We start from the raw sequence: 24,298 nt of genomic DNA on the forward strand, positions 1-24,298 counted from the left end.
CGACCGGCCGGGGAACGCCCCATCTAACCTGGGGGAATGCTGCGCGAAACGTTCGCGACCCGCTATGTCACCCCCCTGCGGGAGGGCGGCTCGCTGCCGGGGATCGTGGAGGCCGACGACCTCGGCACCTATGTCATGAAATTCACCGGCGCCGGGCAGGGCCGCAAGTCCCTGGTGGCCGAGGTCATCTGCGGCGGCCTCGCCCGGCGGCTCGGGCTGCGCGTGCCCGAGCTGGTCCGGATGGGCCTCGACCCGGTCATCGGGCTGGGCGAGCCCGACCAGGAGGTGCAGGAGCTGCTCAAGGCCAGCGGCGGCCTCAACCTCGGGATGGACTACCTCCCAGGATCCCTCGGGTTCGACCCGCTCGCCTACCGGGTCTCCGCCGCCGAGGCCGGACGCGTGGTGTGGTTCGACGCCCTGATCAACAACGTCGACCGCTCGTGGCGCAACCCCAACCTGCTCGTCTGGCACGGCGATCTGTGGCTCATCGACCATGGCGCCGCGCTCATCTGGCACCACAACTGGCCCACCGCGGCCGCCTCGGTCGCCCGCCCCTACGACGCGTCCGACCACGCGCTGGCGCTGTTCGGGCCCGATCTGGCAGGCGCCGCCGCCGAGTTGGCCCCGCGGGTCACGGGCGAGCTGCTGGCCGAGACGCTCGCCGAAGTCCCGGACGAGTGGCTCGCCGACGAGCCCGGGTTCGACGCGCCCGACGCCGTGCGCGCCGCCTACGCCGAGGCGTTGACCACCCGCGCGCGCACCGTGTCCGGCGCCATCGCCGTCGGGCGCCCCACGGAGGACAGGCCCTCCCAGGCGCCCGGCTGGCTGACCGGCCGTTCCCACCCGGAGAGCGAGGCCGCACGGTGAACGGACGCGTGAAAGGACGCGAGGTCTTCGAGTACGCGGTGCTGCGCGTCGTGCCGCGCGTGGAGCGCGGCGAGTCCATCAACGGCGGCGTCATCCTCTACTGCCGCGCCCGGTCCTTCCTCGCCGCCCGCGTCCACCTCGACGAGCGGCGCCTGTTGACGCTCGACCCGGGCGCCGACGTCGAGGGCGTGCGCGCCGCGTTGCGCGCCGCCGAGTGCGTGTGCGAGGGCGGCGACGGGGCCGGTGCCGCCGCGGGCGACGACCCGGGGCGCCGCTTCCGCTGGCTGATCGCCCCGCGCAGCACGGTCGTTCAGCCGGGGCCCGTGCACACGGGGCTGACCGCCGATCCCGGCGGCGAGCTCGACCGCCTGGTGCGCGTGCTCGTCCACTGAGCGGTCCTCGCGACCGCGACCCCCCTTCCCCACATCGCCCCCGCCTGGTTACCGTGCGGTAGTCAGTCGTCCGACGGCAAGGAGAACGCCCCATGGCACCCACCGAGCAGCGCGTCGCCATCGTCACCGGCGCGGCCCGAGGCATCGGCGCGGCCACCGCCGAGCGGCTGGCCGCTGAAGGGCGCGCCGTCGCCGTGCTCGACCTGGCCGAGGACGCCGCCGCCGCGACGGTGGGGCGCATCACCGCCGCCGGGGGCACCGCCGTCGCGGTGGGCTGCGACGTCGCGGACGCCGAGGCGGTGCGGCGGGCGGTCGCCCGGGTCGCCGAGACGCTCGGCCCGCCGCAGATCCTGGTCAACAACGCCGGGGTGCTGCGGGACAACCTCCTGTTCAAGATGAGCGAGGCCGACTGGGACACGGTCATGAACGTTCATCTGCGGGGCGCGTTCCTCATGTCGCGCGCCTGCCAGGCGCACATGGTCGCGGCGGGCTTCGGACGGATCGTCAGCCTCTCCTCGAGCTCGGCCCTCGGCAACAGGGGCCAGGCCAACTACGCCGCCGCCAAGGCCGGTCTCCAGGGCTTCACCAAGACGCTGGCCATCGAGCTGGGGAAGTTCGGCATCACCGCCAACGCCGTCGCCCCCGGCTTCATCGTCACCGAGATGACCGCGCAGACCGCGGCGCGGGTCGGCGTGGGCTTCGAGGAGTTCCAGAAGGCGCGTGCCGAGGAGACGCCCGTGCGCCGGGTCGGGCGGCCCGAGGACGTGGCCGACGCCATCGCGTTCTTCACGGGCGACGCGGCGGGCTTCGTCTCGGGCCAGGTCCTCTACGTGGCTGGTGGCCCGCTCGACTGACGCACCGTTCCCGGGGCGCGACCGTTCCGAAGGGTGGGAGAGACCATGACGGATCCTCAGGCGGCCGAAGGCCCCCGCGTCGCCGTCGTCACCGGCGCGAGCCGCGGCATCGGCCTCGGCATAGCGCGGGCGCTGGCCGCCCGCGGCGACCGCGTGTGCGTCACCGGGCGGAACGCCGAGCCGCTCGACGCCGCCGTCGCCGAGCTCGGCGGCCCGGGGCGGGCGATGGCCGTCCCCGGCAAGGTCCACGACGAGGCGCACCAGGACGAGGTGATCGCCCGCGTCATGGCCGCCTGGGGCCGCGTCGACCACCTCGTCAACAGCGCGGGCACCAACCCCGTCCTCGGCGGCCTCGCCGACCTCGATCCCGGCGTGCTGCGCAAGGTCTTCGAGATCAACGTCCTCGCGCCGCTCGCCCTGGCGCGCCGGGCGTGGCACGCCTGGCAGCGCGAGCACGGCGGCACCGTCGTCAACGTCTCGTCGGTCGCCGGGCTCTCCGCCTCGCCGTTCCTCGGCGCCTATGGCGTCAGCAAGGCCGCGCTGATCAACCTCACCCAGCAGCTCGCCCACGAGTTCGCGCCCGCGGCCCGGGTCAACGCGGTCGCCCCCGCGGTCGTGAGGACGAGGTTCGCCGCCCCGCTCTACGAGGGCCGCGAGGAGGAGGCGGCCGCCCGCTACCCCCTGGGCCGCCTCGGGGTGCCGGGCGACGTGGCGGGCGCCGTCGCGTTCCTCTCCTCCGACGCGTCCTCCTGGATCACGGGCCAGACCCTCGTCGTGGACGGCGGCCTCTTCCTCAACGCGGGCCTCGCCTGAGCCGCCGTTCCGCCGCTGTCCGTTCCTCCGCTGTCAGTGCCACCGGGTACGTTCTGATCAACAACTGACCGCGTACCTTCGGAGGTTCACGACGTGACCGGCATGCTGCCCGACTCCTGGCAGGGCGTCCTCGGCGAGGAGCTCGGCAAGCCCTATTTCAAGGAGCTCACCGAGTTCGTCGAGGAGGAGCGGGCGCGCGGCCCGGTCTACCCCCCGCGCGAGGAGGTCTTCGCGGCGCTCGACGCCACGCCGTTCGATGACGTCAAGGTGCTGGTCCTCGGCCAGGACCCGTACCACGGCGAGGGCCAGGGGCACGGCCTGTGCTTCTCGGTCAGGCCCGGCGTGCGGATCCCGCCCTCCCTGCGGAACATCTACAAGGAGATGCACGCCGAGCTCGGCCACCCCATCCCCGACAACGGCTATCTGATGCCCTGGGCCCGGCAGGGCGTCCTCCTGCTGAACGCCGTGCTGACCGTCCGCGCCGGGGAGCCCAACTCCCACAAGAACAAGGGCTGGGAGACCTTCACCGACGCGGTGATCCGCGCGGTGGCCGCCCGCCCCGACCCGGCGGTGTTCGTGCTGTGGGGCGCCTACGCCCGCAAGAAGCTCCGCCTGATCGACACCGAGCGGCACGCCGTGGTCGAGGGCGCCCACCCCTCCCCGCTCTCGGCCAAGAAGTTCCTGGGGTCCAAGCCGTTCACGCGGATCGACGAGGCGGTCGCCGCCCAGGGCCACACCGCGATCGACTGGCGCGTCCCCGACCTGGGCAGGTGAGCGCCCGGGCCGCGCGCCCCGGGGCGTAGTCCGGGGCGCGGCCGAAGGCGCGGGGGACGGCCGCCGCGGTGGCCCGCCCCGCGCCGTCCCGCGGGCCGACGGGCCCGCGTATCCTGCCGGTCCATGTTTGTGCGATCGCGAAGGAGCGCCCTGTGAAGGTCGGCGTGATCGGGCTCGGGGACATCGCCCAGAAGGCGTACCTGCCCGTGCTCACCACCCAGCCCGGTGTCGAGCCCCATCTCCACACCCGCACCCGCGCCACCCTGGACCGGACGGGTGACACCTACCGGATCCCCGCCGAGCAGCGCCACCACGACCTGGACGCGCTCATCGCCGCCCACCCCGACGCGGCGTTCGTCCACGCGCCCACCCACACCCACCCCGAGATCGTCACCCGGCTCCTTGACGCGGGCATACCCACCTATGTCGACAAGCCGCTCGCCTACCGCCTCGCCGAGGCCGAGCGCGTGGTCGAGCTGGCCGAGGCCCGCGGCGTGGCCCTGACCGTGGGCTTCAACCGCCGCCACGCGCCCGCCTACGCGGGTCTCCTCGAGCATCCGCGCGACCTGATCGTGATGCAGAAGCACCGCAAGGGCCTGCCGGAGGACCCCAGGCGCATGGTGTTCGACGACTTCGTCCATGTCGTGGACACCCTGCGCTTCCTCGCGCCGGGCCCGGTGGACCGCGTCACCGTGAGCACGCGGGTCAGCGGCGGGCTGCTGCACCATGTGGTGCTCCAGCTCGCCGGTGAGGGGTTCACCGCCGTCGGCGCCATGAACCACCGCTCGGGGTCGACCGAGGAGAGCGTCGAGGTCTCGGGGCAGGACGCCAAGCGCGAGGTCCGCAACCTCGCGGAGATCATCGACCACAAGGGCCAGCCCAGCGTCCGCCGCCGGGGCGACTGGGTGCCCGTCCCGCGGCAGCGCGGCATCGAGCAGGCGGTCGTGGCGTTCCTCGACGACGTGCGCGCCGGGCGCACACCCGGCGCGCGGGACGCGTTGCGCACCCATGAGTTGTGTGAACGGATCGTCGCCTCCGCGCTCGAGGAGCACGGAGCGGGGATCACTCCTCGGAGGTGATCTCGTCCCCGGTGCCCACGTCCTCGCCCGCGTGGGGCTCGACCACGCCGAAGAAGATCAGCAGCAGCAGCGCCACGCCGATCACGACGCGGTACCAGACGAACGGCATGAACGTCCGGGTGCTGACCCACTTCATGAACCAGGCGATCACCGCGAAGCCGACCAGGAAGGACACGACCGTCGCCAGGATCGTCGGGCCCCACGAGATGTGCGAGCCCTCCTCGCCGATGGAGGTCAGCTCGTACCCGCCGGAGGCGAGCACCGCGGGAATGGCCAGCAGGAACGAGTAACGCGCCGCCGCCTCGCGGGTGTAGCCGAGGAAGAGGCCGCCCGTGATGGTGGCCCCCGACCTGGAGACGCCGGGGACCAGCGCCATGGCCTGGGCGAATCCGTAGATCAGGCCGTCGCGGACCGAGAGCTGCTCGAGCGTCTTGCGCGGCTTGACGGCCCGGTGCTTCCCGCCGGTCGCGTCCCGCAGCGCCATGCGGTCGGCGACGCCGAGGATGATGCCGAGCACGATCAGGTTCACGGCGATGAGCCGCAGATCACGGAACGGGCCGTCGATCGCGTCCTGGAGCGTCAGCCCCAGCACGCCGATCGGGATCGAGCCCACGATGACCAGCCAGCCCATCCGCGCGTCGGGATCCGAGCGCGCCGCCTTGTCCCGCAGCGACCTGAACCACGCCCTGATGATCCTGACGATGTCCTTGCGGAAGTAGATCAGGATCGCCGTCTCCGTGCCGATCTGGGTGACGGCGGTGAACGCCGGACCCGGGTCCTCCCAGTCGAACGCCACGGCGGTGAGCCGCAGATGGGCGCTTGACGAGATCGGCAGGAACTCCGTCAGCCCCTGGACCAGACCGAGAATCAGTGATTCGAACCAAGACATGAACTCTGCGGCATCCCAGGGGAGAGTGTCGTAAGGAGCGTGAGAAGTGCGAGAAACGCGTGGGGTTGATTGATCGGGATCACTCTAAGCCAGCCGGGGGAGTGCCTCGTACCGCGGCCTCCACAAAACCGTTCGACAGGGAGCCCGCGGCGCGTCATCATCGCTTCCGTGATCCGGTACGCCCTCCCCGCAGCGTCGGCCGCAGCAGCGGCCGCGCCGAGGGCTGCCCTCACGTTCCTCCTCGCCGATCTCCCCGGCCTCTCCCTCGTCGCAGCCGACGGCGCCCGACGCTGACCCTTCCCGGATCGTTCCGCGGACCCCGCAGGGGGAGGGTCGGCCGGAAGCCAGGGGTCCGTGTCCCGGCCGCGCGCCGGGATCCCACCTCAGCAGCGAGGAAGAGACCGTCATGCCCAAGCAGGCATACGTGCGCACCAAGCCCCACCTCAACATCGGCACCATGGGGCACGTCGACCATGGCAAGACCACGCTGACCGCCGCCATCACCAAGGTGCTCAGCGACCGCGGCACCGGCACGTTCGTCCCGTTCGACCGGATCGACAAGGCCCCCGAGGAGGCGGCCCGCGGCATCACCATCACCCTGGCGCACGTCGAGTACGAGACGGAGACCCGGCACTACGCGCACGTCGACATGCCGGGCCACGCCGACTACGTCAAGAACATGGTGACCGGCGCGGCGCAGCTGGACGGCGCGATCCTCGTCGTCTCGGCCGTCGACGGCGTCATGCCGCAGACCGCGGAGCACGTGCTGCTGGCCCGTCAGGTCGGCGTCGAACACGTCGTCGTGGCGCTCAACAAGGCCGACGCGGGCGACCCCGAGCTGACCGACCTGGTCGAGCTCGAGGTCCGCGAGCTGCTGACCGCGCACGGCTACCCGGGCGAGGCCCTGCCGGTGGTCAGGGTCTCCGGGCTCGGCGCGCTCGCGGGGGAGCCGCGGTGGACGGCGGCCGTGGAGGCGCTGCTCGACGCCGTGGACACCTGGGTCCCGGTGCCGGAGCGCTACCTGGACGCGCCGTTCCTGCTCCCGGTCGAGAACGTCCTGACCATCACGGGCCGCGGCACGGTCGTCACGGGGGCCGTCGAGCGCGGCACGGTGCGGCTGGGCGACCGCGTGGAGGTGCTGGGCGCGGACACGGAGACGGTGGTCACGGGGCTCGAGACGTTCGGCAAGCCGATGGCGGAGGCGCAGGCGGGCGACAACGTCGCGCTGCTGCTCCGCGGTGTGCCGCGGGACGCGGTGCGGCGGGGCCATGTGGTGGCCAGGCCAGGCAGCGTGACGCCGCGGGACGCGTTCACCGCCGAGGTGTACCTGCTCGGCGGCGACGAGGGTGGCCGCCGCACGCCCGTGGTCACCGGCTACCGGCCGCAGTTCTACATCAGGACCGCGGACGTGGTCGGCGACATCGCGCTGGGCGACGCGGGGATGGCGCTGCCGGGCGAGACCGTGACCATGAACGTCAGGCTCGGCCACCCGGTGCCGCTCGAGCCCGGGCTCGGCTTCGCGATCCGCGAGGGCGGCCGCACGGTCGGCGCGGGCACCGTGACCGCGGTCGAACGCCCGTGAGAGTGGCCCCCCGCCCGGTGACCGCCGGGCGGGGGGCCACCACGGGGGGTGGACAATGGGTGGGTGGACGAACGGCTGCCTGTGATCAGGGACACCGACTTCGGCGAGGCCCGCCTGCTGCCCGACCTCGACAGGGACGGCGCCTGGCTGCTCACGATGGACGGCACGCCCCAGTCGTATCTGGACGTGGCCGACCCCACCCACCTGGAGTTCGAGTACACGCGCAGGCTCGCGCACGTGCTCGACACCGCCGTGCCCGAGGGGCGCGCGTTCGACGTGCTGCACCTGGGCGGGGGCGCGTTCACGCTGCCCCGCCGGGTGGCGGCCGTCCACCCGGGGGCGCGGCAGCGCGTCGTCGAGGCGGACGGCGGGCTGGTCGCGCTGGTCGCCGAGCACCTGCCGCTGCCCGAGGGCGGCGGCATCGCCGTGGAGCGGGGGGACGCGCTGGCCGGGCTGGTCGCGACCGACGAGGCGACGGTGGACGCGGTGGTCGCTGACGTCTTCAACGGCAGCCGCGTCCCCGCGCACCTGACCACCCTGGGCTGCGCCCGGGCCGCGGCCCGCGCGCTGCGCCCCGGGGGCGTCTACGCGGCCAACCTCGCCGACGCCGCGCCCTTCGCGTTTCTCCGCTCCCAACTCGCCACGCTGCGCGCCCACTTCGCCGAGCTGTGCCTGGTCGCCGAGCCCTCGGTGCTGCGCGGCAGGCGCCTGGGCAACGTGGTGGTGGCGGCCTCGCGGCGCCCGCTCGACACCGCGGGGATCGCGCGGCGGGCCGCCGCCGACCCGTTCCCCGCCCGGGTGGTCGATGGCGAGGTGCTCGACCGGTTCATCGGCGACGCCGCCCCCGTGCCCGACGACGCGCCGCTGCCCTCGCCCCGCCCGCCGTCGGGCGCGTTCACCATCCGCTGACGCGGGCGGGCTCCACTCCTCGACCTGGCGTCACTCCTCGACCGGGAAGGGCCGCAGGCTGCTGAGGATCTGGTCGATGGTCTCCTGGGAGGGCTCGCCCTCGTAGCCGGTGTCCATGACCAGCACCCAGGTCGCCATGTCGTTGCTGAGGTCCTGGTAGGAGACGGTGATCACCTTGCCGCCGCCGGGTGAGCCGCACGGCTCGTCGGGGTCCTCGGGAACGCCCGTGACGGTCGCGGTCGCGGTGTGCCCGACGATGCCGTGGTCGCTCTCGAACGGCACCGCGTCCGTGACCTCGATCGTGCCCTCGCGGTCGGGGTCGTAGGCCGCCCAGGCCCACGCGCCCGCCTCGTTGTAGGCGGCCTCCTCGGTGCCGGTCGCGCCCTGCGCGCCCTTGGTCCCGGCCGTCGCGCGCCAGCTCGCGCCGGTCTCCGACTCGGGGCACCAGCCGTCCATGAAGATGGCCGCGCCCGCCATGGAGACATACAACTCGGGCGGCGCCCACTCCTCGTCGTCGGCGGGCTCCTCGGCCTCGGGGTCCTCGTAGCCGACGTACATGCCCTCGCTGCCGATCGTCCAGTCCTCGGCCGGGACGTCGAAGGCGATGTGGCGGTTCTCCAGGGTCTGCACCTGCCAGTCGGGCGCGACCACCGGGTCGGGTATCTGGGCGATGCCCTGGCGCGGGTCGTCGGGGCCGAGGTCGGGCCCTTCCTCCTCCGCCGTGGGCTCCTCCGAGGGGCTGGGCGAGGAGTCGCCGCCCGCGCCCGCGTCGCCGCCGTCGTCGTCACCGCTCAGCACGACGACGCCGGTGATCACCGCGGCGGCGAGCACCGCGGTGGCGGAGACGATGGCGATGGCCATGGTCTTGCCCTTGCGCCCGCCCGAACTCCCGCCCGGCGGTGGGACGTCGGGTGCGGGCACGCCCTGGCCATCGGTCGGCGGGCCCAACGGGCCCGGCTGCTGCCACTGTCCCGGCTGGGGCTGCCCCGGCTGGGTGCCCCACTGCTGCTGCCCGGTCGGCGTCGCGCCCTGGTAGGGGTTCTGCTGCTGATACCCGGGCTGTTGATACGGGTTCGACCACGGGGAGTTGGGCTCGCCCCCCGGTTGCTGTTCTCCTGCCCTCATGCGCGTGACCCTACGGCCCGGCGTGCGCCGGGGCTACGTCGGCCTCGGGTATTGCTACGCACCTGCGACTTACCCGTTGGTAACCTGTGTTCATGACCGACGAACAGACGGCCGACGCCCGCCCCGCCCTCGGCGAGCTCCTCGCCGCCACCGTCCCCATGGTCCGCACGCTCGGCCTCGAGGTCCTCGCGGCGGACGCCGACCGGGCCGTGGTCCGCCTGCCCGACGAGGCCGCCTTCCACAACCACATCGGCGGGCCGCACGCCGGCGCGATGTTCACGCTGGGGGAGTCGGCGAGCGGCGCGATCGTGCTCGCGGCGTTCGGCGACCACCTCTCGGACGCGGTGCCGCTCGCCGTGCGCGCCGAGATCGCCTACCGGAAGCTGGCCAAGGGCCCGGTCACGGCGACCGCCACGCTCGGCCGCCCCGTCGACGACGTGCTCGCCGAGCTGCGGGCGGGCGGCCGCCCTGAGTTCCCCGTGGCGGTCGCCATCGAGCGCCAGGACGGCGCGGTCGCCGGGGAGATGACGATCACCTGGACGCTGCGCCCCACCGGCTGAGCGGCGCGTCGGGCGCGGGCGCGCGCCTCACCCCGAGGCCAGCAGGAGCGTGCCCGCCACCGCGAGCCCCGCGCCCGTCGCCTGCGCCGCGCGCAGCCGCTCGCGCAGCACGCCGCGCGCCGCCACCGCCGTGACCACCGGATCGAGCGCGGCCAGCGAGGCGGCCACGGTGACGGGACCCATGCCGACGGCCAGCGCGTAGGTGCCGTTGGCCGCCACGTCCGCAAGGCCCACGAACGTCAACGCGGGCAGCGCGCGCAGCAGCGTCGCCCGGCCGCCTGGGGGCAGCACGGGAGCGCCCCGCCGCGCCGCGACCAGGAGCGCGGCGCCGCCGGTCGCGACGTTGCACACCCGCTGCACGAACAGCGCGAGGAACAGGCCGTTCACCGACGTCGACGCCTCGGCGATCAGCGCGAGCACCGCGCCGAACCCCACGGCGGCGAACAGCGCGTACCCGATCGTGCGCCGCCGCACCGGCGCGCCCCGCCGCAGCGGCCCGCCCGCGAGCACGATGCCGCCGAACGCCACGAGCAGGCCCGCGCACTGCCAGGGCCCCGGCCGCTCGCCCAGCAGCAGCGCGAGCCCGATCGGCACGGCCGCCGCGGTCGAGGCCAGCGGCGAGACGACGCCCATCGGGCCGAGGGCCAGCGCGTGGTAGAACGCCAGCATCGCCACCGGGCCTATGACCCCGGCCGCCACCGCGAACCACAGCCGCGCGTCCGCCTCGTGCCACGCCCCGGTGGCCACCACGACCGCGCCGAGCGCCACCGCGGCCAGCGCCTGCGACGCCACGACGACGGTCAGCGCGGGCAGCCGCCGCGTCAGCAGGCCGCCGCCGAAGTCGGCCAGGCCCCACAGCAGGCTGGTGACCAGGGCAAGGGCGACCATGCGGCACCTCCGGGACGGGAGACCACACGATCGGTACAGTGTGGTGAACGAAAGAGTCCACTCCAGCGTAGTTCATTGAAATGAGCTTGCGGTACAGGATAGTGATCCACGCCGCGGGTCCACGATGTGCGGAAGGCGTCCGTGACCGATCTCGACCAGCTCACCCAGTCGCTCGCCAGAAACCTCAAACGCCTGCGTGCCGCACGGGCGTTGACCCTCGACGCCCTTGCCGCCCGCTCGGGCGTCAGCCGCGGCATGCTGATCCAGATCGAGCAGGCCAGGACCAATCCCAGCGTCGGCACGGTCGTCAAGATCGGCGACGCGCTCGGCGTGAGCGTGGCCACCCTGCTCGACGCCGGGGCGCCGCCCGCGGTGCGCGTCGTGCCGCCGGGGGAGACGGTCCGCCTGTGGGCCACCCAGGCGGGCAGCCACAGCACGCTGCTCGTCGGCACCGAGTCGCCGGGCCCGCTCGAGCTGTGGAGCTGGCGCCTGATGCCGGGCGAGGGGCACGAGTCCGACCCGCACCTCGTGGGCACCACCGAGCTGGTGCATGTCACCGCAGGGGTGCTCACGCTCCGCGTGGACGGCCTCGACCACCGCCTCGACGCGGGCACTTCGGCCGTCTTCCCCTCCCATGTCCCGCACGGCTACCGGAACGAGGACGCCGACCCCGTCGAGCTCACCATGGCCGTCTCGGTCCCCGCCTCGGCCCCGTCCCCCCGCGGATGACCTGCTGCTACGGTGCCGACATGCGCGCTCCCATCGGTGACTTCCCCGACGCACGGCCCGCCCCCGAGGCGCTGGAGCTGCTCCCCGAGCCGGTGTCCGCGGCCGTCGCCGCGTGGTCGGGGCCCGTTCCCGCCGACCAGTTGGTGTTCGTGGACAGCGACCCCGCGGTGGCCGACACCGCCGACTTCGTCGCGGCGCACGGCTCCGACCTGCTGTCCGCCTCCGCCAACTGCGTCGTGGTCGCGGGCAGGCGCGGCGGCGAGACGCGTCTCGCCGCGTGCGTGGTGCCCTCCGCGGCCCGGGTGGACGTCAACGGCACGGTCCGCCGCCATCTCGGCGTCCGCAAGGCGTCGTTCGCGCCGCACGAGGTCGCCGTCGGCGAGAGCGGCATGGAGTACGGCGGGATCACCCCCGTCGGCCTGCCCGCCGACTGGCCCGTCCTGCTCGACGCGGCCGTCGTCGACCTGCCGTGGGTGCTGCTCGGCAGCGGCCGCCGCAGGGGCAAGCTGATCGTGCCGGGCAAGGCCCTGCTCCAGATCGCGGGCGCCGAGGTGATCGAGGGCCTGGGGCGCTGAGCGTTCTTCGCGGGGCGCGGACCGGTCCCCGACTGATCCGGCATCTGGGCCCGTGGCCAGGTCTCCACCTCGCCCACCGCGTCACCCCTCGGTAGCCCAGGTCGCCCGGACGGGGCCGGGGCCCCGGGCCGACCGGCGTCCCCCGATCCCAACGCCCCTGGTGCGGAAGGGTGTTCGGGAGCACCGTGCCGGACTCCCCGGCCGGTGTGGCGGATTACACTGGCCGCCGTGACCACACAGAGCGGGGTGCCCGGCCGCGCCGAGCGCGGACGGGCCACGCTCAAGGATGTCGCACTCCGGGCCGGGGTCTCGGTGCCGACCGTCTCCCGGGTGATCGCCGGGAACTACCCGGTCGCCACCGCGACCCGCCGCCGCGTCGAGAAGGCCCTGCGCGATCTCGACTATGTCGCCAACACCCACGCCCGCGCGCTGCGCGGCCACGGCGCCAAGACGGTGGCGTTCGTGCTCAGCGACGTGCGCGGCCCCTCGTTCGCCCAGGTCGCCCACGGCATCGAGGAGGAGGCGTCCCGCCGGGGACGGCTGTGCCTGCTCTGTGTGAGCGGCGGCGACCCGGCGCGCGAGCTCGAGGCCGTGCACCTGATGCGCCAGCAGGGCGCCGAGGCCGTCATCCTCATCGGCAGCGTCGTGGACGACGAGCCCTACCGCCGCACGATGGCCGCCCTCGCCCGCTCCCTCGACCGGTCGGGCTCGCGCCTGGTGCTCGTCGGCCGCCCCCCGTTGGGCGAGGCCGTGCCCGCCACGGTCGTCGAGTACGACAACGAGGGCGGCGCGCACGCGATCACCGGGCGCCTGCTGGCCGCGGGCCACCGCGACGTGCTGCTGTTCGGCGGCGACGCCGCGCTGACCACGAGCGCCGAGCGCCTCGCCGGATATCGCCGCGCGCTGGCCGACTTCGGCGTCCCCCATCGGGACGCGCTGGTCGAGAAGGCGTCGTTCGACCGGGGCGAGGCGTATGTCGCCATGCGTGAACGGCTCGCCCGCGCCCGGGACTTCACCGGCGTCTTCGCCCTGACCGACGCGGTCGCCGCCGGGGCGCTGCGGGCCATCACCGAGGCCGGGCTCGCCGTTCCCGACGACATCTCGCTCGTGGGCTACGACGACGTGCCGCCCGCCACGGATCTGCGGCCCCGGCTGACCACCGTCCATGTGCCCTACGAGGAGATGGGCCGCACCGCCGTCCGCCTCGCGCTCGACCGGCACGGCCCCGCCGCGTCCCCCGCCGACCAGCACGTCCTGCTCGGCACCCGGGTGGTGCTCCGCGACTCCGTCGCCCCGCCCCCGACGCGGCCCCGCTGACCGAACGGCGGTCCCTACGGCTCGCCGATGCGCAGCGTCGTGACGCGGGACGTCTCGCCGAGCAGCGGCTGGAGCGAGGACGCCTCGCGCGCGTACTTGGCGCGGTAGGCGTCGTCCACGGCGGCGCGGGTCGCCTCGTCGTCCACCCGGGTCACGGCGACGGGGTGCCTGCCGCGGTCGGACACGATGGTCGCCCGGCCCGCGCGCGTGGCCCGCCGGTACCAGTGGGAGCCCTCGCCGTAGGCGCTGCGCACATAGGGGACGTCGTCGACGGTGACGGACCAGATCGGGGTCTCGCGCTCGCCGCCCGAGGCGAGCGGGGTGGCGATGCGGATGGTGTTGGCGGTGTCCAGGTAGTCCTTGACGGCGGCGAATTCGGGGGTCATCGTGCGGCTCCTCAACGTCCGGCATTGCCGACAAATCGGCTCATGACGGAACGAGGGTAGGCCGGGCGCTCCGCCATCCCCGGCATTCGCCGCTCCGCCCGCGTGGCCCTGACGGCGCCGCTGAAGGAATCTTTCTCTCCCAACCCCCTTGATCTGGAGGAGATTTACGCCATTCTCGGGAATCGAAGGCTCCCCCTCCGCTCCCCTCCCCCCACAGGAGTGCGCGATGTCCCGTGCCCGACGCAGGAGGCTCCTCCGGTCGCTCACCGCGGCGGCGGTGACCGCGGGGGTGCTGCTGACCACCCCCGCCCCCACGGCCACCCCCGCGCCCACCGCGTCCCCGAACCCGTCCCCGAACCCGGCCCCGGCCCCCACCTCGGACCCCGCCGCCCCGCCCGCCGAGACCCCGCCCGCCGAGACCTCGCCGCGCGCCGAGGCGTGGGTGGACGAGCGGCTGGCGTCGATGACGTTGGAGGAGAAGGTCGGCCAGCTCTTCGTCACCTACGCCTACGGCGCCACCGCCGACACGGACGACCCCGAGGACGTCGCCAGGAACCAGGAGTGGCTCGGCGTCGCCAACGGCCGCGAGGCCGTCGAGCGTTACCACCTCGGCGGGATCATCTACTTCACGTGGTCCGACAACCTCGCCGACCCCGTCCAGGTCGCCGAGCTGTCCAACGGCCTCCAGCGCGCCGCGCTCGACCAGCCGTCCGAGGTGCCGCTGCTGGTCACCACCGACCAGGAGCACGGCGTCATCACCCGCCTCGGCGAGCCCGCCACCCGCTTCCCCGGCGGCATGGCCCTTGGCGCCTCAGGCGACCCCGACGACGCCCGCGAGGCCGCCCGCATCGCCGGGGCCGAGCTGCGCGCCGTCGGCATCACCATGAACCACGCGCCCGTCGCCGACGTCAACGTCAACGCCGCCAACCCCGTGATAGGCGTCCGCTCCTTCGGCGGCGACCCGGCCATCGCCGCCGAGCTGACGGCCGCCCAGGTCGACGGATACCAGTCCGACGGCGGCGTGGTCGCGAGCGCCAAGCACTTCCCCGGGCATGGCGACACCGCCGTCGACAGCCATGTGGGGCTCCCGGAGATCACCCACACCCTGGAGGAGTGGCGCGCGCTCGACGCCCCGCCGTTCGCCGCCGCCGTCGAGGCCGGGACGGGCGCGGTCATGAGCGGGCACCTCCGGTTCCCCGAGCTCGACCCGTCGGGCGCGCCCGCGACCCTCTCCGAGCCCATCATGACCGGCCTGCTGCGCGAGGAGCTCGGCTATGACGGCGTCGTCATCACCGACTCGCTCGGCATGGCGGGCGTGCGCGAGACCTACCCCGACGCCGAGGTCCCCGTCCGCGCGCTCGCGGCCGGGGTCGACCTCCTGCTGATGCCGCCCGACCTCGAGCTGGCCCACCGGGCGGTCATGGACGCCGTCGCCTCGGGCGAGCTGACCGAGGACCGCGTGGACGCGTCGGTCCGCCGCGTGCTCACCCTCAAGTGGGAACAGGGCGTCGTGGACGACCCGTTCGCCGACGTCGACCGGGTGGACGACATCGTGGGCAACGCCGACCACCGCGCCGCCGCCCTCGACATCACCGGGCGCACCACCACCCTGGTGCGGAACGAGGGCGCCACCCTGCCGCTGGCCGCCGACGGCGGCGACGCGCTGGTCACGGGCGCGGGCGGCGCGGTGCGCGGCCTGGCCGACCGGCTCGCCGCGAAGGGCCTGCCCGCCACCGCCCACCCCGCGGGCACCGACCCGGACGCGGACGCGATCGCCGAGGCCGTCGCGGCGGCCGATGGCCACGACACCGTGCTGGTCGTCACCGCCAACACCGCCGCCAACGCCGGGCAGGCCGCGCTCGTCGAGGCGCTGGCCGCGACCGGCAGGCCCGTGGTCACCGTCTCCACCGACGTCCCCTACGACATCGCCCACCACCCGGCGGCCGACGCGCACCTCGCGCTCTACTCGTCGGTGCCGGTCGCCCTCGACGCCGCGGCGGCCGTGCTGCTCGGCGAGCGCGGCCCGCTGGGCACGCTGCCCGTGGACATCCCCGCCGCGGACGACCCCGACCGGGTGCTCCACCCCCTGGGCCACGGCCTGCGTTACCCCTAGCCAGGAGAACGAGCGAGAAGCGCAAGAGAACGAGCGAGAAGCGAAGGACGGAACCGATGCGTCAACCCCCGCGCCAACCCCCGCGCCACCTCCTGCGACGCCGACACCTGCTGGCCGCCGCCCCCGCCGCCCTGGCCGCCTCGGCGGCCCCCGCTGCCGCCGCCCCCGCCCGGCCCGCGCGCCCAGGGCGCCGGGTCACCACCGGGTTCGACGCGCTGCGCGCCGACGGCTACGCCTCCCTCGCGGGGCAGCGCGTCGGCGTCATCTCCAACCCCACGGGCGTCGACCGCGACCTCGACCATGTGGTCGACGTCATGGTCGCCGACGGGCGCGTGGACCTCGTCGCCGTCCTCGGCCCCGAGCACGGCTTCCGCGGCACCTCGCAGGCGGGCGAGGGTGAGGACTTCTTCATCGACGCCAAGACGGGCCTGCCGGTCTACAACGCGTACAACGACGCCGCCACCATGGAGGAGCTGTTCGCCGAACTGGCCCTCGACACCGTGGTGTTCGACATCCAGGACGTCGGCGCCCGCTTCTACACCTACATCTGGACGATGTATCTGGCGCTGGAGGCCGCCGCCCGCCTCGGGCTGCGGTTCGTCGTCCTCGACCGCCCCAACCCCCTCTCGGGCGCCGAGGCCACCGGGCCCGTCCTGCACCCGGAGCACGCCTCGTTCGTCGGCCTCAAGCCCATCGCCCAGCGGCACGGCATGACGATCGGCGAGCTGGCCGGGCTGTTCAACGCGGTCTTCGTCCCCGAGGCCACCGGGGGCCGCGCCGCCGAGCTGCGCGTGGAACGGCTCGGGGGCTGGCGCCGTTCGTACCGCTACGCCGACACCGGGCTGCCCTGGGTGCCGCCCTCGCCGAACATGCCCACCCCCGCGACCGCCGACCTCTACGTGGGCACATGCCTGTTCGAGGCCAGCGCCCTCTCCGAGGGCCGTGGCACCACGTTGCCCTTCCAGCTGCTCGGCGCCCCCGGCATCGACCACCGCTGGTCCGAGGCGCTGAACGACCGCGGCGTTCCCGGAGTCCGGTTCCGCGAGGCGTACTTCAACCCCACGTTCGCCAAGTGGGCCGGGGAGACCTGCGGCGGCGTCGAGGTCCAGGTGACCGACCCTGAGGCCCACGACCCGATCGCCGTCGCGCTCACCCTGCTCACCGAGCAGTGGCGGCTCTTCCCCGAGCACCGCTGGCGGTCCCAGGACGGCGGCACCGCCTACTGGCTCGACAAGCTCAGCGGCAACAGGGCCGTCCGCCTCGCCATCGAGGACGGCGCCGACGCCGACGAGCTGCCCGCGCTCTGGGAGGACGACCTCGCCGCCTTCCGCCGCCTGCGCCGCGACCACCTCATCTACCGCTGACGCCGCTGACGCCGCCGACGCCGTTGACACGTTGACGCCCCTGATCCCCGTGCGCCCCACCCCCGCCGATCCGAGAGGACCCCGCAGCGATGAGACGCCGCCGCTTCCTGCACGGCCTGACCGCGACGGCCGGAGCGCCGCTGCTCACCGCCGCCGCGCCGCACGCCGCGCGCGCCGACGACCGGGCGGGCCCGGGCCGTTGGCGCGCGGGACCGCCCACCCTCACGCCCGACGACATCCGCTTCCCCACCCGCTCACGGGCGCTGCGGTACGGGCGCCCCGACGAGGTGGGCCTGATCGGCGACGAGGTGGCACGGATCGTCGATGAGGCCGAGGCGTTCCTGAGCCCGGGGCCCGGCAGGCCCGCGCCGTCGTTCCCCGGCTTCGTGCTGCTCGCCGCGCGCGACGGCGTGATCGTCGCCCACGAGGCGCGCGGCCATGCCGTGCGCTACTCCGGCTGGGACGAGGCGACCGCGACGCCCGTCGAGCTGCCGCGCGACGCGTGGGTGCCCATGGCCAGGGACACGATCTTCGACCTGGCGTCGGTGAGCAAGCTGTTCACGGCGACGGTCGCCACGCGGCTCGCCGAGCGGGGCGCGCTCGACCTGGACGCGCCGGTGGCCGCCACGCTGCCGGAGTTCGCCGCCGCCGACCCGGCGAAGGCGCCGATCACCGCAAGGCAGCTGCTCGTCCACCGCTCCGGCCTGGTCGCATGGCTCAACCTGTGGTCGCTGCCCGACAACGAGGCCCGCCTCGCCGCGATCCACGCCTCGCCCCTGGCCCGCGAGCCCGGCAGCGGCTACGCGTACTCCGACCTCAACCTCATCGTCCTGGGCACGCTCGTCGAACGCCTCACGGGACACCCCCTCGACACCCTGGTCGCCGAGTGGGTCACCGGGCCGCTCGGCATGGCCGACACCCGCTACAACCCACCGCCCGAGCTGCTGCCGCGCATCGCCGCCACCGAGTACCAGCCCGCCACGGGGCGCGGCATGGTCAGGGGCAGCGCGCACGACGAGAACGCCTGGGCGTTCGGCGGCGTCGCGGGCCACGCGGGGCTGTTCTCCACCGCGGCCGACCTCGCGATCCTGGGCCAACTCCTCGCCGACGGCGGCCAGTACGCGGGCACCAGGCTGCTGGCCACCGACACCGTGAGACAGGTGCTCACCGACCACAACGCCGACATCGGCGCCTCGCCACGCGGCCTCGGCTGGCAGGTCGACCAGCGCTCCTACATGGACGCCCTCTGCTCCCCGGTGACGGCGGGCCACACCGGCTACACCGGCACGTCGATCACCGTGGACCCGGTCGAGCGCACGGTGTTCGTGCTGCTGACCAACCGCGTGCACCCGACCCGCACCCGGGGCACCGACAGCGTCTACCGGCGGCGCCCGGCCCGCGCGTTCGCCAGGTCCTTCCCCGTCAGGCCCGTCTCGGGCCTGACGGCGTGGCGCGCGGGCGCCGCGGACGGCGCCACCGCGACGCTGACCACGCCGGTGCGCGGCCTCACGGGCGAGGGGCGCGTGGCGTTCCGCCTCTGGTACGACACCGAACCCGACCACGACATCGGCGCGTTCGAGGCGTCGGGCGACGGCGGGGCGAGCTGGGCGCCCGTGCCGCTCGCGCTGCGCTCCGGCGACTGGCGGTGGGAGACGGACGGCACGTTCCACGGCTGGTCGGGGCGCCGCTGGGCCCACGCCACCGCCACCGTGCCCGCGGGCACCACCCAGCTGCGCTGGACCTACCGCACCGACCCCGACCACCAGGGCCGCGGCGTCCTGGTGGACGCCATCCGCGTCACCCGGGGGCACCGCCTGCTCCTGGCGGACGAACGCCCCGCGGACGCCGCCCGTTTCGTCGCCGACGGCTGGACGGCGACGGAGCGCTGAGCGCTGAGCGCGGCCAGGGCGCGCATGGGACGGGTCAACGGGGGTAGGCGCCGAGCCGGTTGCTCAGCTGCTCAGTTGCTCGGCGACCTCGCCGGTGGGCGAGGTCGCGGACGTGTGGAAGGGGCGATGACGGTGATGACGGTGTCGACGATCGGGACGATCGGGGCGGGCGACGCGGGCGCGCTGCCGGATGTCGCGGAGCCACGCAGGGTCGCGCCGAAGGACGCCCGCGCGCTCTCGAAGCTGTTCTTCCGCCAGTTGGCCACGCTGGATGAGGGCACGCACGAGTACCAGTACGCGCGCAACACCCTGATCGAGATGAACATGTCCCTCGTCCGCTTCGCCGCCGGGCGCTTCCGGGGCCGGGGCGGCGACGACATGGAGGACATCGTCCAGGTCGGGATGATCGGGCTGATCAAGGCGATCGACCGGTTCGAGCTGTCCCGCGAGGTCGAGTTCACCACCTTCGCCGTGCCGTACATCGTCGGCGAGATCAAGCGCTTCTTCCGCGACACCTCGTGGGCCGTCCACGTGCCCCGGCGCCTCCAGGAGGCGCGCGTCCAACTCGCCCGGGCCACCGAGGAGTTGCACACCCGCCTGGGGCGTTACCCCAGGGTCCCCGAGCTGGCCGCGCTGATGAACCTCACCGAGGACGAGGTCATCGAGGCCCGGCTGGCGTCCAACGGCTACACCTCGTCGTCCCTCGACGCCGCCATCGACGGCGACCAGGAGGGGGAGACGGCGCTCGCCGACTTCATCGGCGACGAGGACCCCGCCATCGCGCTGGTCGAGGACTTCCACTCCCTCGCGCCCCTCATCGCCGGGCTCGGCGAGCGTGACCGGCGGATCCTGCACCTGCGGTTCGTCGAGGAGCTGACCCAGGCCGAGATAGGGGAACGGCTCGGCTGCTCCCAGATGCATGTCTCCCGCCTCCTCGCGCGCGTGATCAAACGCCTGCGCGAGGGTCTGCTGACCCGGCGATGAGCGCGTCGAGGCGTCAAGGTCCCGTGGAGACCGCCCTGTTCACGACCGACGAGCGGCGGCGCGTGCGCGAGCTCGTCCTCGCGCGGGCCGAGGCCGACGGCGACCGCTGGTCGGACACCGACGCCGCCCTGGCCGCCGCGACCGCCGAGCTCGAACGGTCCGCGCCGGCGCTCGCCGCCCGCCTGGCGCCCGCGCTCACCGCGCTCGCGCCCCGGCCCGCGCCGGAACGCGCCCCCGCGCCTCACAACAGACCGTGAGCGCCCGGCGCACACCGGCGTGAACGCCCGTCGGGCGCGGAACCATACAGGGGGGTGACCGCGCCTTGACGGGGGAAGGGGCCGTGATGTCACGGGCGAGCGAGGCATGGGGGTACGCGCGGGAGACGGCGCGGGCGCTCACCGGGTGGCACATCGGCCGCGATCCCGGCGAGGGCGAGGGCGAGTCCGCGCGGTCCTGGCGGCTGGCCACCGACCTGCTCGCGCTCGCGGTGTGGCGCGTCGCGGGGGAGTCGCGGCTCCCGGTCGAGGACGTGCCGCTCGCCGCGGTGGCGGGGCGGCTCGGCGACGCCCGCGTGGAGGGCCTGCTCAGCCGCGGCTACCCGCCCGCCGACGTGCCGGGCCCGCCGCCCGGCTGGCGCGGCATCCTGCGGCGCGGCCCCGCGCTGGCGCGCGGCGCCCGCGCGGTGGTCGAACGCCACCTGGCCGCCGCCGTCGATGACGACGTGGCCGACGAGACGAACGGCGGTGCGCCCGGCATGCCGCCCGCGCTGTGGGGCGACCGGGCCAGGGCCGTGCGCTCGGCGGGCCGCCCCGGCACCGTCCCGGCCTGGCGGGAGGCCGCCGACCTGACGCTCGAACAGCTCGCGGACATCGCGTCACGCCACGCGGCGCGGCACTGGGCGCCGGGCAGCGCCGAGCGTTTCGCCACGGCGCAGCTGGCCACCCTCGTCCCCGCGCTCGGCGCCCAGGGCGCGAGCGGCGGCTGGCTGCCCCGGCTGCGCGGGCTGGCGGGCGCCGAGGCGTCGCTCACCGCGGTGACGCGCCAACATCCGCCAGGCGTGGGAGCGTTCGGCCCCCGCCTGGGCGGCGCCCTGGTCTCGGCCAGGGCGGCCCTCCACCCGGCCGTGACCCTCGCGGGCGAGCTGGACCGCGTGTGGGCGCGCAGGCCCGCGGCCCAGAGCGTCGCCCGCTGGGAACGCCAGCACCTGCCACGCCCCCTGCGCACCCAGGTCGCGGGCCTCGAGGACATGGTGGCGGCCGTGGAGCACCTGATGCGTCGGATCGCCGGGGGCACCTGACGTCGACGGTGGCCCCGCGCCTTTTCAACGACGGATCCCGTCCCGAATGCCCGAGCCCTCACCGCCGAACGCCGAATGCCGCCGTGCTCCCCTTGACGTCCACCGGGGAGACGGCTGTCATCGAGGAAAAGCCATTTCCCGTCGTGCCACGGGCACGGAAAGGGGCGCCGTGCTCATGGCGGAGCAGGTGACCGTAGGCGAGTTACTCATGGCCGAGTACGACCAGATCAAAGAGGAACAGCGCGCCCGCATCAGTTTTCGCGACAATCTCCTCTACGCCACGCTCGCCTCCATGGCCGCGGTCGTCGCCGCCGTGCTCCAGGCGGACGGCCGCCCCGGGCTGTTGCTGCTGTTGCCGCCCGTGTCCGTGCTGCTCGGCTGGACCTATGTGGTCAACGACGAGAAGATCTCCGCGGTCGGCCGGTACGTCCGCGAGGAGCTGGCGCCCCGGCTCGCCGAGCTGTCCGGCGGACACGAGCCGCCGAAGGTCTTCGGCTGGGAGGTCAGGCACCGCGCCGACGACCGCAGGACCACCCGTAAACGCCTGCAACTCGCCGTGGATCTCCTGACGTTCTGCCTCGCGCCGATCGCCGCGCTCGTCGTGTTCTGGTCCAGCGGCGCGGGCCCGCTGAGCCTGCTGCTCGTCTCCCTCGGGGAGCTGGCCGCGATCACCGTGCTCGGCTGGCAGATCGTCACCTACGCGGACACCACACGCTCCTGAACGGCGCGTCCCCCCACCGGGCCTCCGCACCGCCCGTGCCCCGCCTTGGCGCGTACACCGCCTTTCGCGAGCGCGATCGCCGGGTCACCATGGAAGGGCGCTGCCGAGCCCGCGCACCGACCGAGAGAAGGATCACGTGATGGACCGAGCGGCGTCCGAAATGGAGACCGAGCTGCCCGACCTTTCGGCGGCCGGGTTGTGCGATCTCGACGACGGGCGGCAATTCACTTCCGTGACGCGGCGCCTGCTCGAACTCGTCGAATCCCCACCCACCCTTTCCATCGCGCGTGATGACAACTGCTGAGAATCCGGTGTCACGGTGACCTCGTTCGGCCCGGATTCGAGGACGGGCGGAGAACCCAGGGAGACGCGCCGCCACCGGCTGCCCGCCGCGGCGTTCGCCGAGCTGGCCCGCGGCTCGGGCGGCCAGGCCGTCGTCGCCCGGCTCCGCGCGGGACAGCGCAGCCGGGCGATGCTCCTGCTGCGGGCGCTGATCGACCTGTCCTCCCGCCACCCCGGGCTCCCCGGACCCCTGCCACCGCCCCGCGTCGCCTGGGAGCTGCTGCTCACGGTCGAACGGCACAGGGCCGCCGAGGTGGACCGGATCCTGCTGCACCCCCAGGTCGGCGCCTGGCTCAGCCGCGCCCTGCGGGCCCTGCGCGGGCGTGGCACCCCCGACGTGCCGCTGTGGCGCGAGGTCGGGCATGTGCACGCCGTTGCCGCCTCGGCCGCCCTGCGGTCCGGCATCGCCTTTCGGGCCACCGTCCCGGTGCGCCACGGCGGAGTGATGATCCCGGCGCTCGGATTCGCCCGACTGCCCGAGGGCGCGGGCGACATCGCCGAGGTCCGCGCCGACGGGCGCGGGCAGCGGACGGTGAGGGCGGCCACCGGCGGCGTTCACCTGCCGAGGGACCTCACCGGGGACGCCCCTGGCTGGTCCGCCGTCAGGCGCCTGCGCGGCGGCCATGGCCCCCTCGCGTACGCGTTCCCGCTCGACGACCTCGACCCCTACCGGAACTTCCTGCGCCCGCTGCCGCCCGAGCGGCTCGGCGAGGACGCGGTCACCCGCTGGGCGACGGGATTCGCGCGGGCGTGGCCCCTGGTGGCCGAGCAGTCGAACGTGGACCCTGCCGGGGTCGCGGCCTGCCTGGCCTCCGTCGTCCCCGTGCCGGGAGTGGCGGGCGCCGAGGCGTTCAGCGCCTCATCGCCCGAGGCGCACGGCTGCGTCCTGCTGAGCCCGCACGACGACCCCGAGAGCCTGGCCGCCTCGCTCATCCACGAGACCCAGCACATCAAGCTGAGCGCGCTGCTCGATCTGGTGCCCCTCATCGACGGCGGCCTCGAGGAGATCCACTACGCGCCATGGCGCTCCGACCCGCGCCCGCTGCGCGGCATCCTCCAGGGCGTCTACGCGTTCCTCGGCGTGACCGGCTTCTGGCAGGCGCGGCGCGCCACCGCGGCACCCGGGGGCGCCCGAAGGGCCGCCACCCTGGAGTTCGCCCTCAGGCGGACGCAGACCGCGGCGGGCCTGCGGGCGCTGCGCGAGCACGCGCGGCTGACCGCGATGGGGGAGCGCTTCCTCGACGGGATCGCCGAACGGCTGGCCCCTTGGCTCGGCGAGCCGGTCGCCGACGACCTGCTCGGCACCGTGGACGACCTGGCCACCGACCACCGGATCGTGCACCGCATGCGGCATCTGCGGCCCGACGAGGAGGGGGTGAACGCCTGGGCACACGCCCGTCGTCGGGGCCAGGAACCGCCGGTGGCCGCGCCGGGCACCGCGGTCCTGACGGCTCGAACGGGCGGCCATGGCCCCCAACTCCGCCTCGCGCTCGCCCGGATCCACGCGCGGGACCCCGCGGCGCTCGCCCGGGCGGCGGACGGCTCGGCGCCCCCGCCGCCCGGTCTGCACACCGCCCCTTCGAGGGCCGAGCTGGCCTGGGCCGCGGGCGACCGGGACGCGGCCCTGCGCGCCTCCCGCGCCGTGCTCGACCGGGACCCCGACGACGTGACGGCCTGGTCGATGCTGACCCTGGCGCTGCCTCCCGGGCCCGCGAAGGCCGCCCTGACGACCCGCCCCGAGCTGGTCCTCGCCCTGCACCGGGCCCTGCGGAAGGGCGGGGGCGAGGGCCCCGACCCGACCGCACTCGCCGTCTGGGCCGCCCGGGGGCTCACCGGGTGAACGCCCCCG

General features: G+C 74.5%; 25 protein-coding genes. 21 read left to right on the forward strand and 4 right to left on the reverse strand.

Annotated elements, in window-relative coordinates; translation table 11 throughout:
- Nucleotides 1–36 precede the first annotated feature (36 nt).
- The 6 genes from D7318_RS02030 (at nucleotide 37) to D7318_RS02055 (ending at nucleotide 4,779) form a co-directional block, all read left to right on the forward strand.
- The gene (locus D7318_RS02030) at nucleotides 37–867 is read left to right on the forward strand and encodes a HipA family kinase (protein ID WP_120695047.1); all 831 of its coding nucleotides are present in this window, start codon (nucleotides 37–39) and stop codon (nucleotides 865–867) included.
- An 8-nt stretch (nucleotides 868–875) separates the two neighbouring features.
- The gene (locus D7318_RS02035) at nucleotides 876–1,259 is read left to right on the forward strand and encodes a DUF3037 domain-containing protein (protein ID WP_183091227.1); all 384 of its coding nucleotides are present in this window, start codon (nucleotides 876–878) and stop codon (nucleotides 1,257–1,259) included.
- A 92-nt stretch (nucleotides 1,260–1,351) separates the two neighbouring features.
- Nucleotides 1,352–2,113, forward strand: coding sequence for a 3-oxoacyl-ACP reductase FabG (gene fabG / locus D7318_RS02040; RefSeq protein WP_120695049.1), 762 nt, complete (start codon nucleotides 1,352–1,354; stop codon nucleotides 2,111–2,113).
- Between the two features lie 45 nt (nucleotides 2,114–2,158).
- Nucleotides 2,159–2,926, forward strand: coding sequence for an SDR family oxidoreductase (locus D7318_RS02045; protein WP_120695050.1), 768 nt, complete (start codon nucleotides 2,159–2,161; stop codon nucleotides 2,924–2,926).
- A 102-nt stretch (nucleotides 2,927–3,028) separates the two neighbouring features.
- Nucleotides 3,029–3,700: a uracil-DNA glycosylase gene (gene ung, locus D7318_RS02050; protein ID WP_120695051.1), complete on the forward strand. Its 672-nt coding sequence runs from the start codon at nucleotides 3,029–3,031 to the stop codon at nucleotides 3,698–3,700.
- Between the two features lie 152 nt (nucleotides 3,701–3,852).
- Nucleotides 3,853–4,779, forward strand: coding sequence for a Gfo/Idh/MocA family protein (locus D7318_RS02055; protein WP_120695052.1), 927 nt, complete (start codon nucleotides 3,853–3,855; stop codon nucleotides 4,777–4,779).
- Here D7318_RS02055 and D7318_RS02060 read toward each other — a convergent pair.
- Nucleotides 4,763–5,668 carry an undecaprenyl-diphosphate phosphatase gene (locus D7318_RS02060; protein ID WP_120695053.1) on the reverse strand — a complete coding sequence of 302 codons (906 nt, stop codon included), beginning with the start codon at nucleotides 5,666–5,668 and terminating at the stop codon, nucleotides 4,763–4,765. The genes D7318_RS02055 and D7318_RS02060 overlap by 17 nt on opposite strands.
- Before the next feature lie 406 nt (nucleotides 5,669–6,074).
- Here D7318_RS02060 and tuf point away from each other — a divergent pair, with 406 nt between their 5' ends.
- Nucleotides 6,075–7,250 (forward strand): elongation factor Tu, encoded by a 1,176-nt coding sequence (gene tuf / locus D7318_RS02065; protein ID WP_120695054.1) that lies wholly within the window; start codon nucleotides 6,075–6,077, stop codon nucleotides 7,248–7,250.
- A gap of 63 nt (nucleotides 7,251–7,313) precedes the next feature.
- Entirely contained in the window at nucleotides 7,314–8,159 is an 846-nt protein-coding gene (locus tag D7318_RS02070) for a spermidine synthase (protein WP_120695055.1), read from the forward strand.
- 30 nt (nucleotides 8,160–8,189) lie between these two features.
- On the opposite strand, the gene D7318_RS02075 is transcribed toward D7318_RS02070, so the two are convergent.
- Nucleotides 8,190–9,284 (reverse strand): hypothetical protein, encoded by a 1,095-nt coding sequence (locus D7318_RS02075; RefSeq protein ID WP_147437591.1) that lies wholly within the window; start codon nucleotides 9,282–9,284, stop codon nucleotides 8,190–8,192.
- Nucleotides 9,285–9,376: 92 nt separating this feature from the next.
- Between D7318_RS02075 and D7318_RS02080 the strand changes: the two genes are divergently transcribed.
- The gene (locus D7318_RS02080) at nucleotides 9,377–9,844 is read left to right on the forward strand and encodes a DUF4442 domain-containing protein (RefSeq protein ID WP_120695231.1); all 468 of its coding nucleotides are present in this window, start codon (nucleotides 9,377–9,379) and stop codon (nucleotides 9,842–9,844) included.
- Nucleotides 9,845–9,871: 27 nt separating this feature from the next.
- Here the strand turns inward: D7318_RS02080 and D7318_RS02085 are convergent, their stop codons facing one another.
- Nucleotides 9,872–10,732, reverse strand: a complete 861-nt coding sequence (locus tag D7318_RS02085; RefSeq protein WP_120695057.1) for a DMT family transporter — start codon at nucleotides 10,730–10,732, stop codon at nucleotides 9,872–9,874.
- A 141-nt stretch (nucleotides 10,733–10,873) separates the two neighbouring features.
- Between D7318_RS02085 and D7318_RS02090 the strand changes: the two genes are divergently transcribed.
- The 3 genes from D7318_RS02090 (at nucleotide 10,874) to D7318_RS02100 (ending at nucleotide 13,353) form a co-directional block, all read left to right on the forward strand.
- Nucleotides 10,874–11,461: a helix-turn-helix domain-containing protein gene (locus D7318_RS02090; protein WP_120695232.1), complete on the forward strand. Its 588-nt coding sequence runs from the start codon at nucleotides 10,874–10,876 to the stop codon at nucleotides 11,459–11,461.
- Nucleotides 11,462–11,481: 20 nt separating this feature from the next.
- Nucleotides 11,482–12,036: a YbaK/EbsC family protein gene (locus D7318_RS02095; protein ID WP_120695058.1), complete on the forward strand. Its 555-nt coding sequence runs from the start codon at nucleotides 11,482–11,484 to the stop codon at nucleotides 12,034–12,036.
- A gap of 228 nt (nucleotides 12,037–12,264) precedes the next feature.
- Nucleotides 12,265–13,353 (forward strand): LacI family DNA-binding transcriptional regulator, encoded by a 1,089-nt coding sequence (locus D7318_RS02100; RefSeq protein ID WP_230423253.1) that lies wholly within the window; start codon nucleotides 12,265–12,267, stop codon nucleotides 13,351–13,353.
- Between the two features lie 14 nt (nucleotides 13,354–13,367).
- Here D7318_RS02100 and D7318_RS02105 read toward each other — a convergent pair whose 3' ends face one another.
- Nucleotides 13,368–13,739, reverse strand: coding sequence for a DUF2255 family protein (locus D7318_RS02105; RefSeq protein WP_120695060.1), 372 nt, complete (start codon nucleotides 13,737–13,739; stop codon nucleotides 13,368–13,370).
- A gap of 226 nt (nucleotides 13,740–13,965) precedes the next feature.
- Between D7318_RS02105 and D7318_RS02110 the strand changes: the two genes are divergently transcribed.
- From D7318_RS02110 to D7318_RS02150, 9 genes are all read left to right on the forward strand, one after another.
- Complete coding sequence (locus tag D7318_RS02110; RefSeq protein ID WP_120695061.1) at nucleotides 13,966–15,852, forward strand: glycoside hydrolase family 3 protein; 1,887 nt, start codon at nucleotides 13,966–13,968, stop codon at nucleotides 15,850–15,852.
- A gap of 56 nt (nucleotides 15,853–15,908) precedes the next feature.
- On the forward strand, nucleotides 15,909–17,216 hold the full coding sequence (locus D7318_RS02115) for an exo-beta-N-acetylmuramidase NamZ family protein (protein ID WP_120695062.1): 1,308 nt from the start codon (nucleotides 15,909–15,911) through the stop codon (nucleotides 17,214–17,216).
- An 89-nt stretch (nucleotides 17,217–17,305) separates the two neighbouring features.
- On the forward strand, nucleotides 17,306–19,105 hold the full coding sequence (locus D7318_RS02120; RefSeq protein ID WP_120695063.1) for a serine hydrolase domain-containing protein: 1,800 nt from the start codon (nucleotides 17,306–17,308) through the stop codon (nucleotides 19,103–19,105).
- Nucleotides 19,106–19,240: 135 nt separating this feature from the next.
- The gene (locus tag D7318_RS02125; protein ID WP_408055436.1) at nucleotides 19,241–20,089 is read left to right on the forward strand and encodes an RNA polymerase sigma factor SigF; all 849 of its coding nucleotides are present in this window, start codon (nucleotides 19,241–19,243) and stop codon (nucleotides 20,087–20,089) included.
- Nucleotides 20,090–20,112: 23 nt separating this feature from the next.
- A complete protein-coding gene (locus tag D7318_RS02130; RefSeq protein WP_120695065.1) occupies nucleotides 20,113–20,346 on the forward strand; it encodes a hypothetical protein in 234 nt (77 codons plus the stop codon).
- 86 nt (nucleotides 20,347–20,432) lie between these two features.
- On the forward strand, nucleotides 20,433–21,386 hold the full coding sequence (locus D7318_RS02140) for a hypothetical protein (protein ID WP_147437592.1): 954 nt from the start codon (nucleotides 20,433–20,435) through the stop codon (nucleotides 21,384–21,386).
- Nucleotides 21,387–21,561: 175 nt separating this feature from the next.
- Nucleotides 21,562–22,107 carry a hypothetical protein gene (locus D7318_RS02145; RefSeq protein ID WP_120695233.1) on the forward strand — a complete coding sequence of 182 codons (546 nt, stop codon included), beginning with the start codon at nucleotides 21,562–21,564 and terminating at the stop codon, nucleotides 22,105–22,107.
- Between the two features lie 139 nt (nucleotides 22,108–22,246).
- Nucleotides 22,247–22,411: a hypothetical protein gene (locus D7318_RS32590; RefSeq protein WP_183091226.1), complete on the forward strand. Its 165-nt coding sequence runs from the start codon at nucleotides 22,247–22,249 to the stop codon at nucleotides 22,409–22,411.
- A gap of 15 nt (nucleotides 22,412–22,426) precedes the next feature.
- Complete coding sequence (locus D7318_RS02150) at nucleotides 22,427–24,289, forward strand: HEXXH motif domain-containing protein (protein WP_120695068.1); 1,863 nt, start codon at nucleotides 22,427–22,429, stop codon at nucleotides 24,287–24,289.
- Nucleotides 24,290–24,298: the final 9 nt, after the last annotated feature.

The sequence above is a fragment of the Streptomyces radicis genome (assembly GCF_003626575.1).
In the GTDB taxonomy this organism is placed as follows: Bacteria; Actinomycetota; Actinomycetes; order Streptomycetales; family Streptomycetaceae; genus Streptomyces; species Streptomyces radicis.

Bases quoted from the DNA above. Each gene is read 5' to 3' on its own strand.
- D7318_RS02030 (WP_120695047.1), top strand. From the start codon at position 37: ATGCTGCGCGAAACGTTCGCGACCCGCTATGTCACCCCCCTGCGGGAG.
- fabG (WP_120695049.1), top strand. From the start codon at position 1,352: ATGGCACCCACCGAGCAGCGCGTCGCCATCGTCACCGGCGCGGCCCGA.
- D7318_RS02045 (WP_120695050.1), top strand. From the start codon at position 2,159: ATGACGGATCCTCAGGCGGCCGAAGGCCCCCGCGTCGCCGTCGTCACC.
- ung (WP_120695051.1), top strand. From the start codon at position 3,029: ATGCTGCCCGACTCCTGGCAGGGCGTCCTCGGCGAGGAGCTCGGCAAG.
- D7318_RS02060 (WP_120695053.1), bottom strand. From the start codon at position 5,668: ATGTCTTGGTTCGAATCACTGATTCTCGGTCTGGTCCAGGGGCTGACG.
- tuf (WP_120695054.1), top strand. From the start codon at position 6,075: ATGCCCAAGCAGGCATACGTGCGCACCAAGCCCCACCTCAACATCGGC.
- D7318_RS02075 (WP_147437591.1), bottom strand. From the start codon at position 9,284: ATGAGGGCAGGAGAACAGCAACCGGGGGGCGAGCCCAACTCCCCGTGG.
- D7318_RS02080 (WP_120695231.1), top strand. From the start codon at position 9,377: ATGACCGACGAACAGACGGCCGACGCCCGCCCCGCCCTCGGCGAGCTC.
- D7318_RS02085 (WP_120695057.1), bottom strand. From the start codon at position 10,732: ATGGTCGCCCTTGCCCTGGTCACCAGCCTGCTGTGGGGCCTGGCCGAC.
- D7318_RS02095 (WP_120695058.1), top strand. From the start codon at position 11,482: ATGCGCGCTCCCATCGGTGACTTCCCCGACGCACGGCCCGCCCCCGAG.
- D7318_RS02105 (WP_120695060.1), bottom strand. From the start codon at position 13,739: ATGACCCCCGAATTCGCCGCCGTCAAGGACTACCTGGACACCGCCAAC.
- D7318_RS02110 (WP_120695061.1), top strand. From the start codon at position 13,966: ATGTCCCGTGCCCGACGCAGGAGGCTCCTCCGGTCGCTCACCGCGGCG.
- D7318_RS02115 (WP_120695062.1), top strand. From the start codon at position 15,909: ATGCGTCAACCCCCGCGCCAACCCCCGCGCCACCTCCTGCGACGCCGA.
- D7318_RS02120 (WP_120695063.1), top strand. From the start codon at position 17,306: ATGAGACGCCGCCGCTTCCTGCACGGCCTGACCGCGACGGCCGGAGCG.
- D7318_RS02125 (WP_408055436.1), top strand. From the start codon at position 19,241: ATGACGGTGTCGACGATCGGGACGATCGGGGCGGGCGACGCGGGCGCG.
- D7318_RS02140 (WP_147437592.1), top strand. From the start codon at position 20,433: ATGTCACGGGCGAGCGAGGCATGGGGGTACGCGCGGGAGACGGCGCGG.
- D7318_RS02145 (WP_120695233.1), top strand. From the start codon at position 21,562: ATGGCGGAGCAGGTGACCGTAGGCGAGTTACTCATGGCCGAGTACGAC.
- D7318_RS32590 (WP_183091226.1), top strand. From the start codon at position 22,247: ATGGACCGAGCGGCGTCCGAAATGGAGACCGAGCTGCCCGACCTTTCG.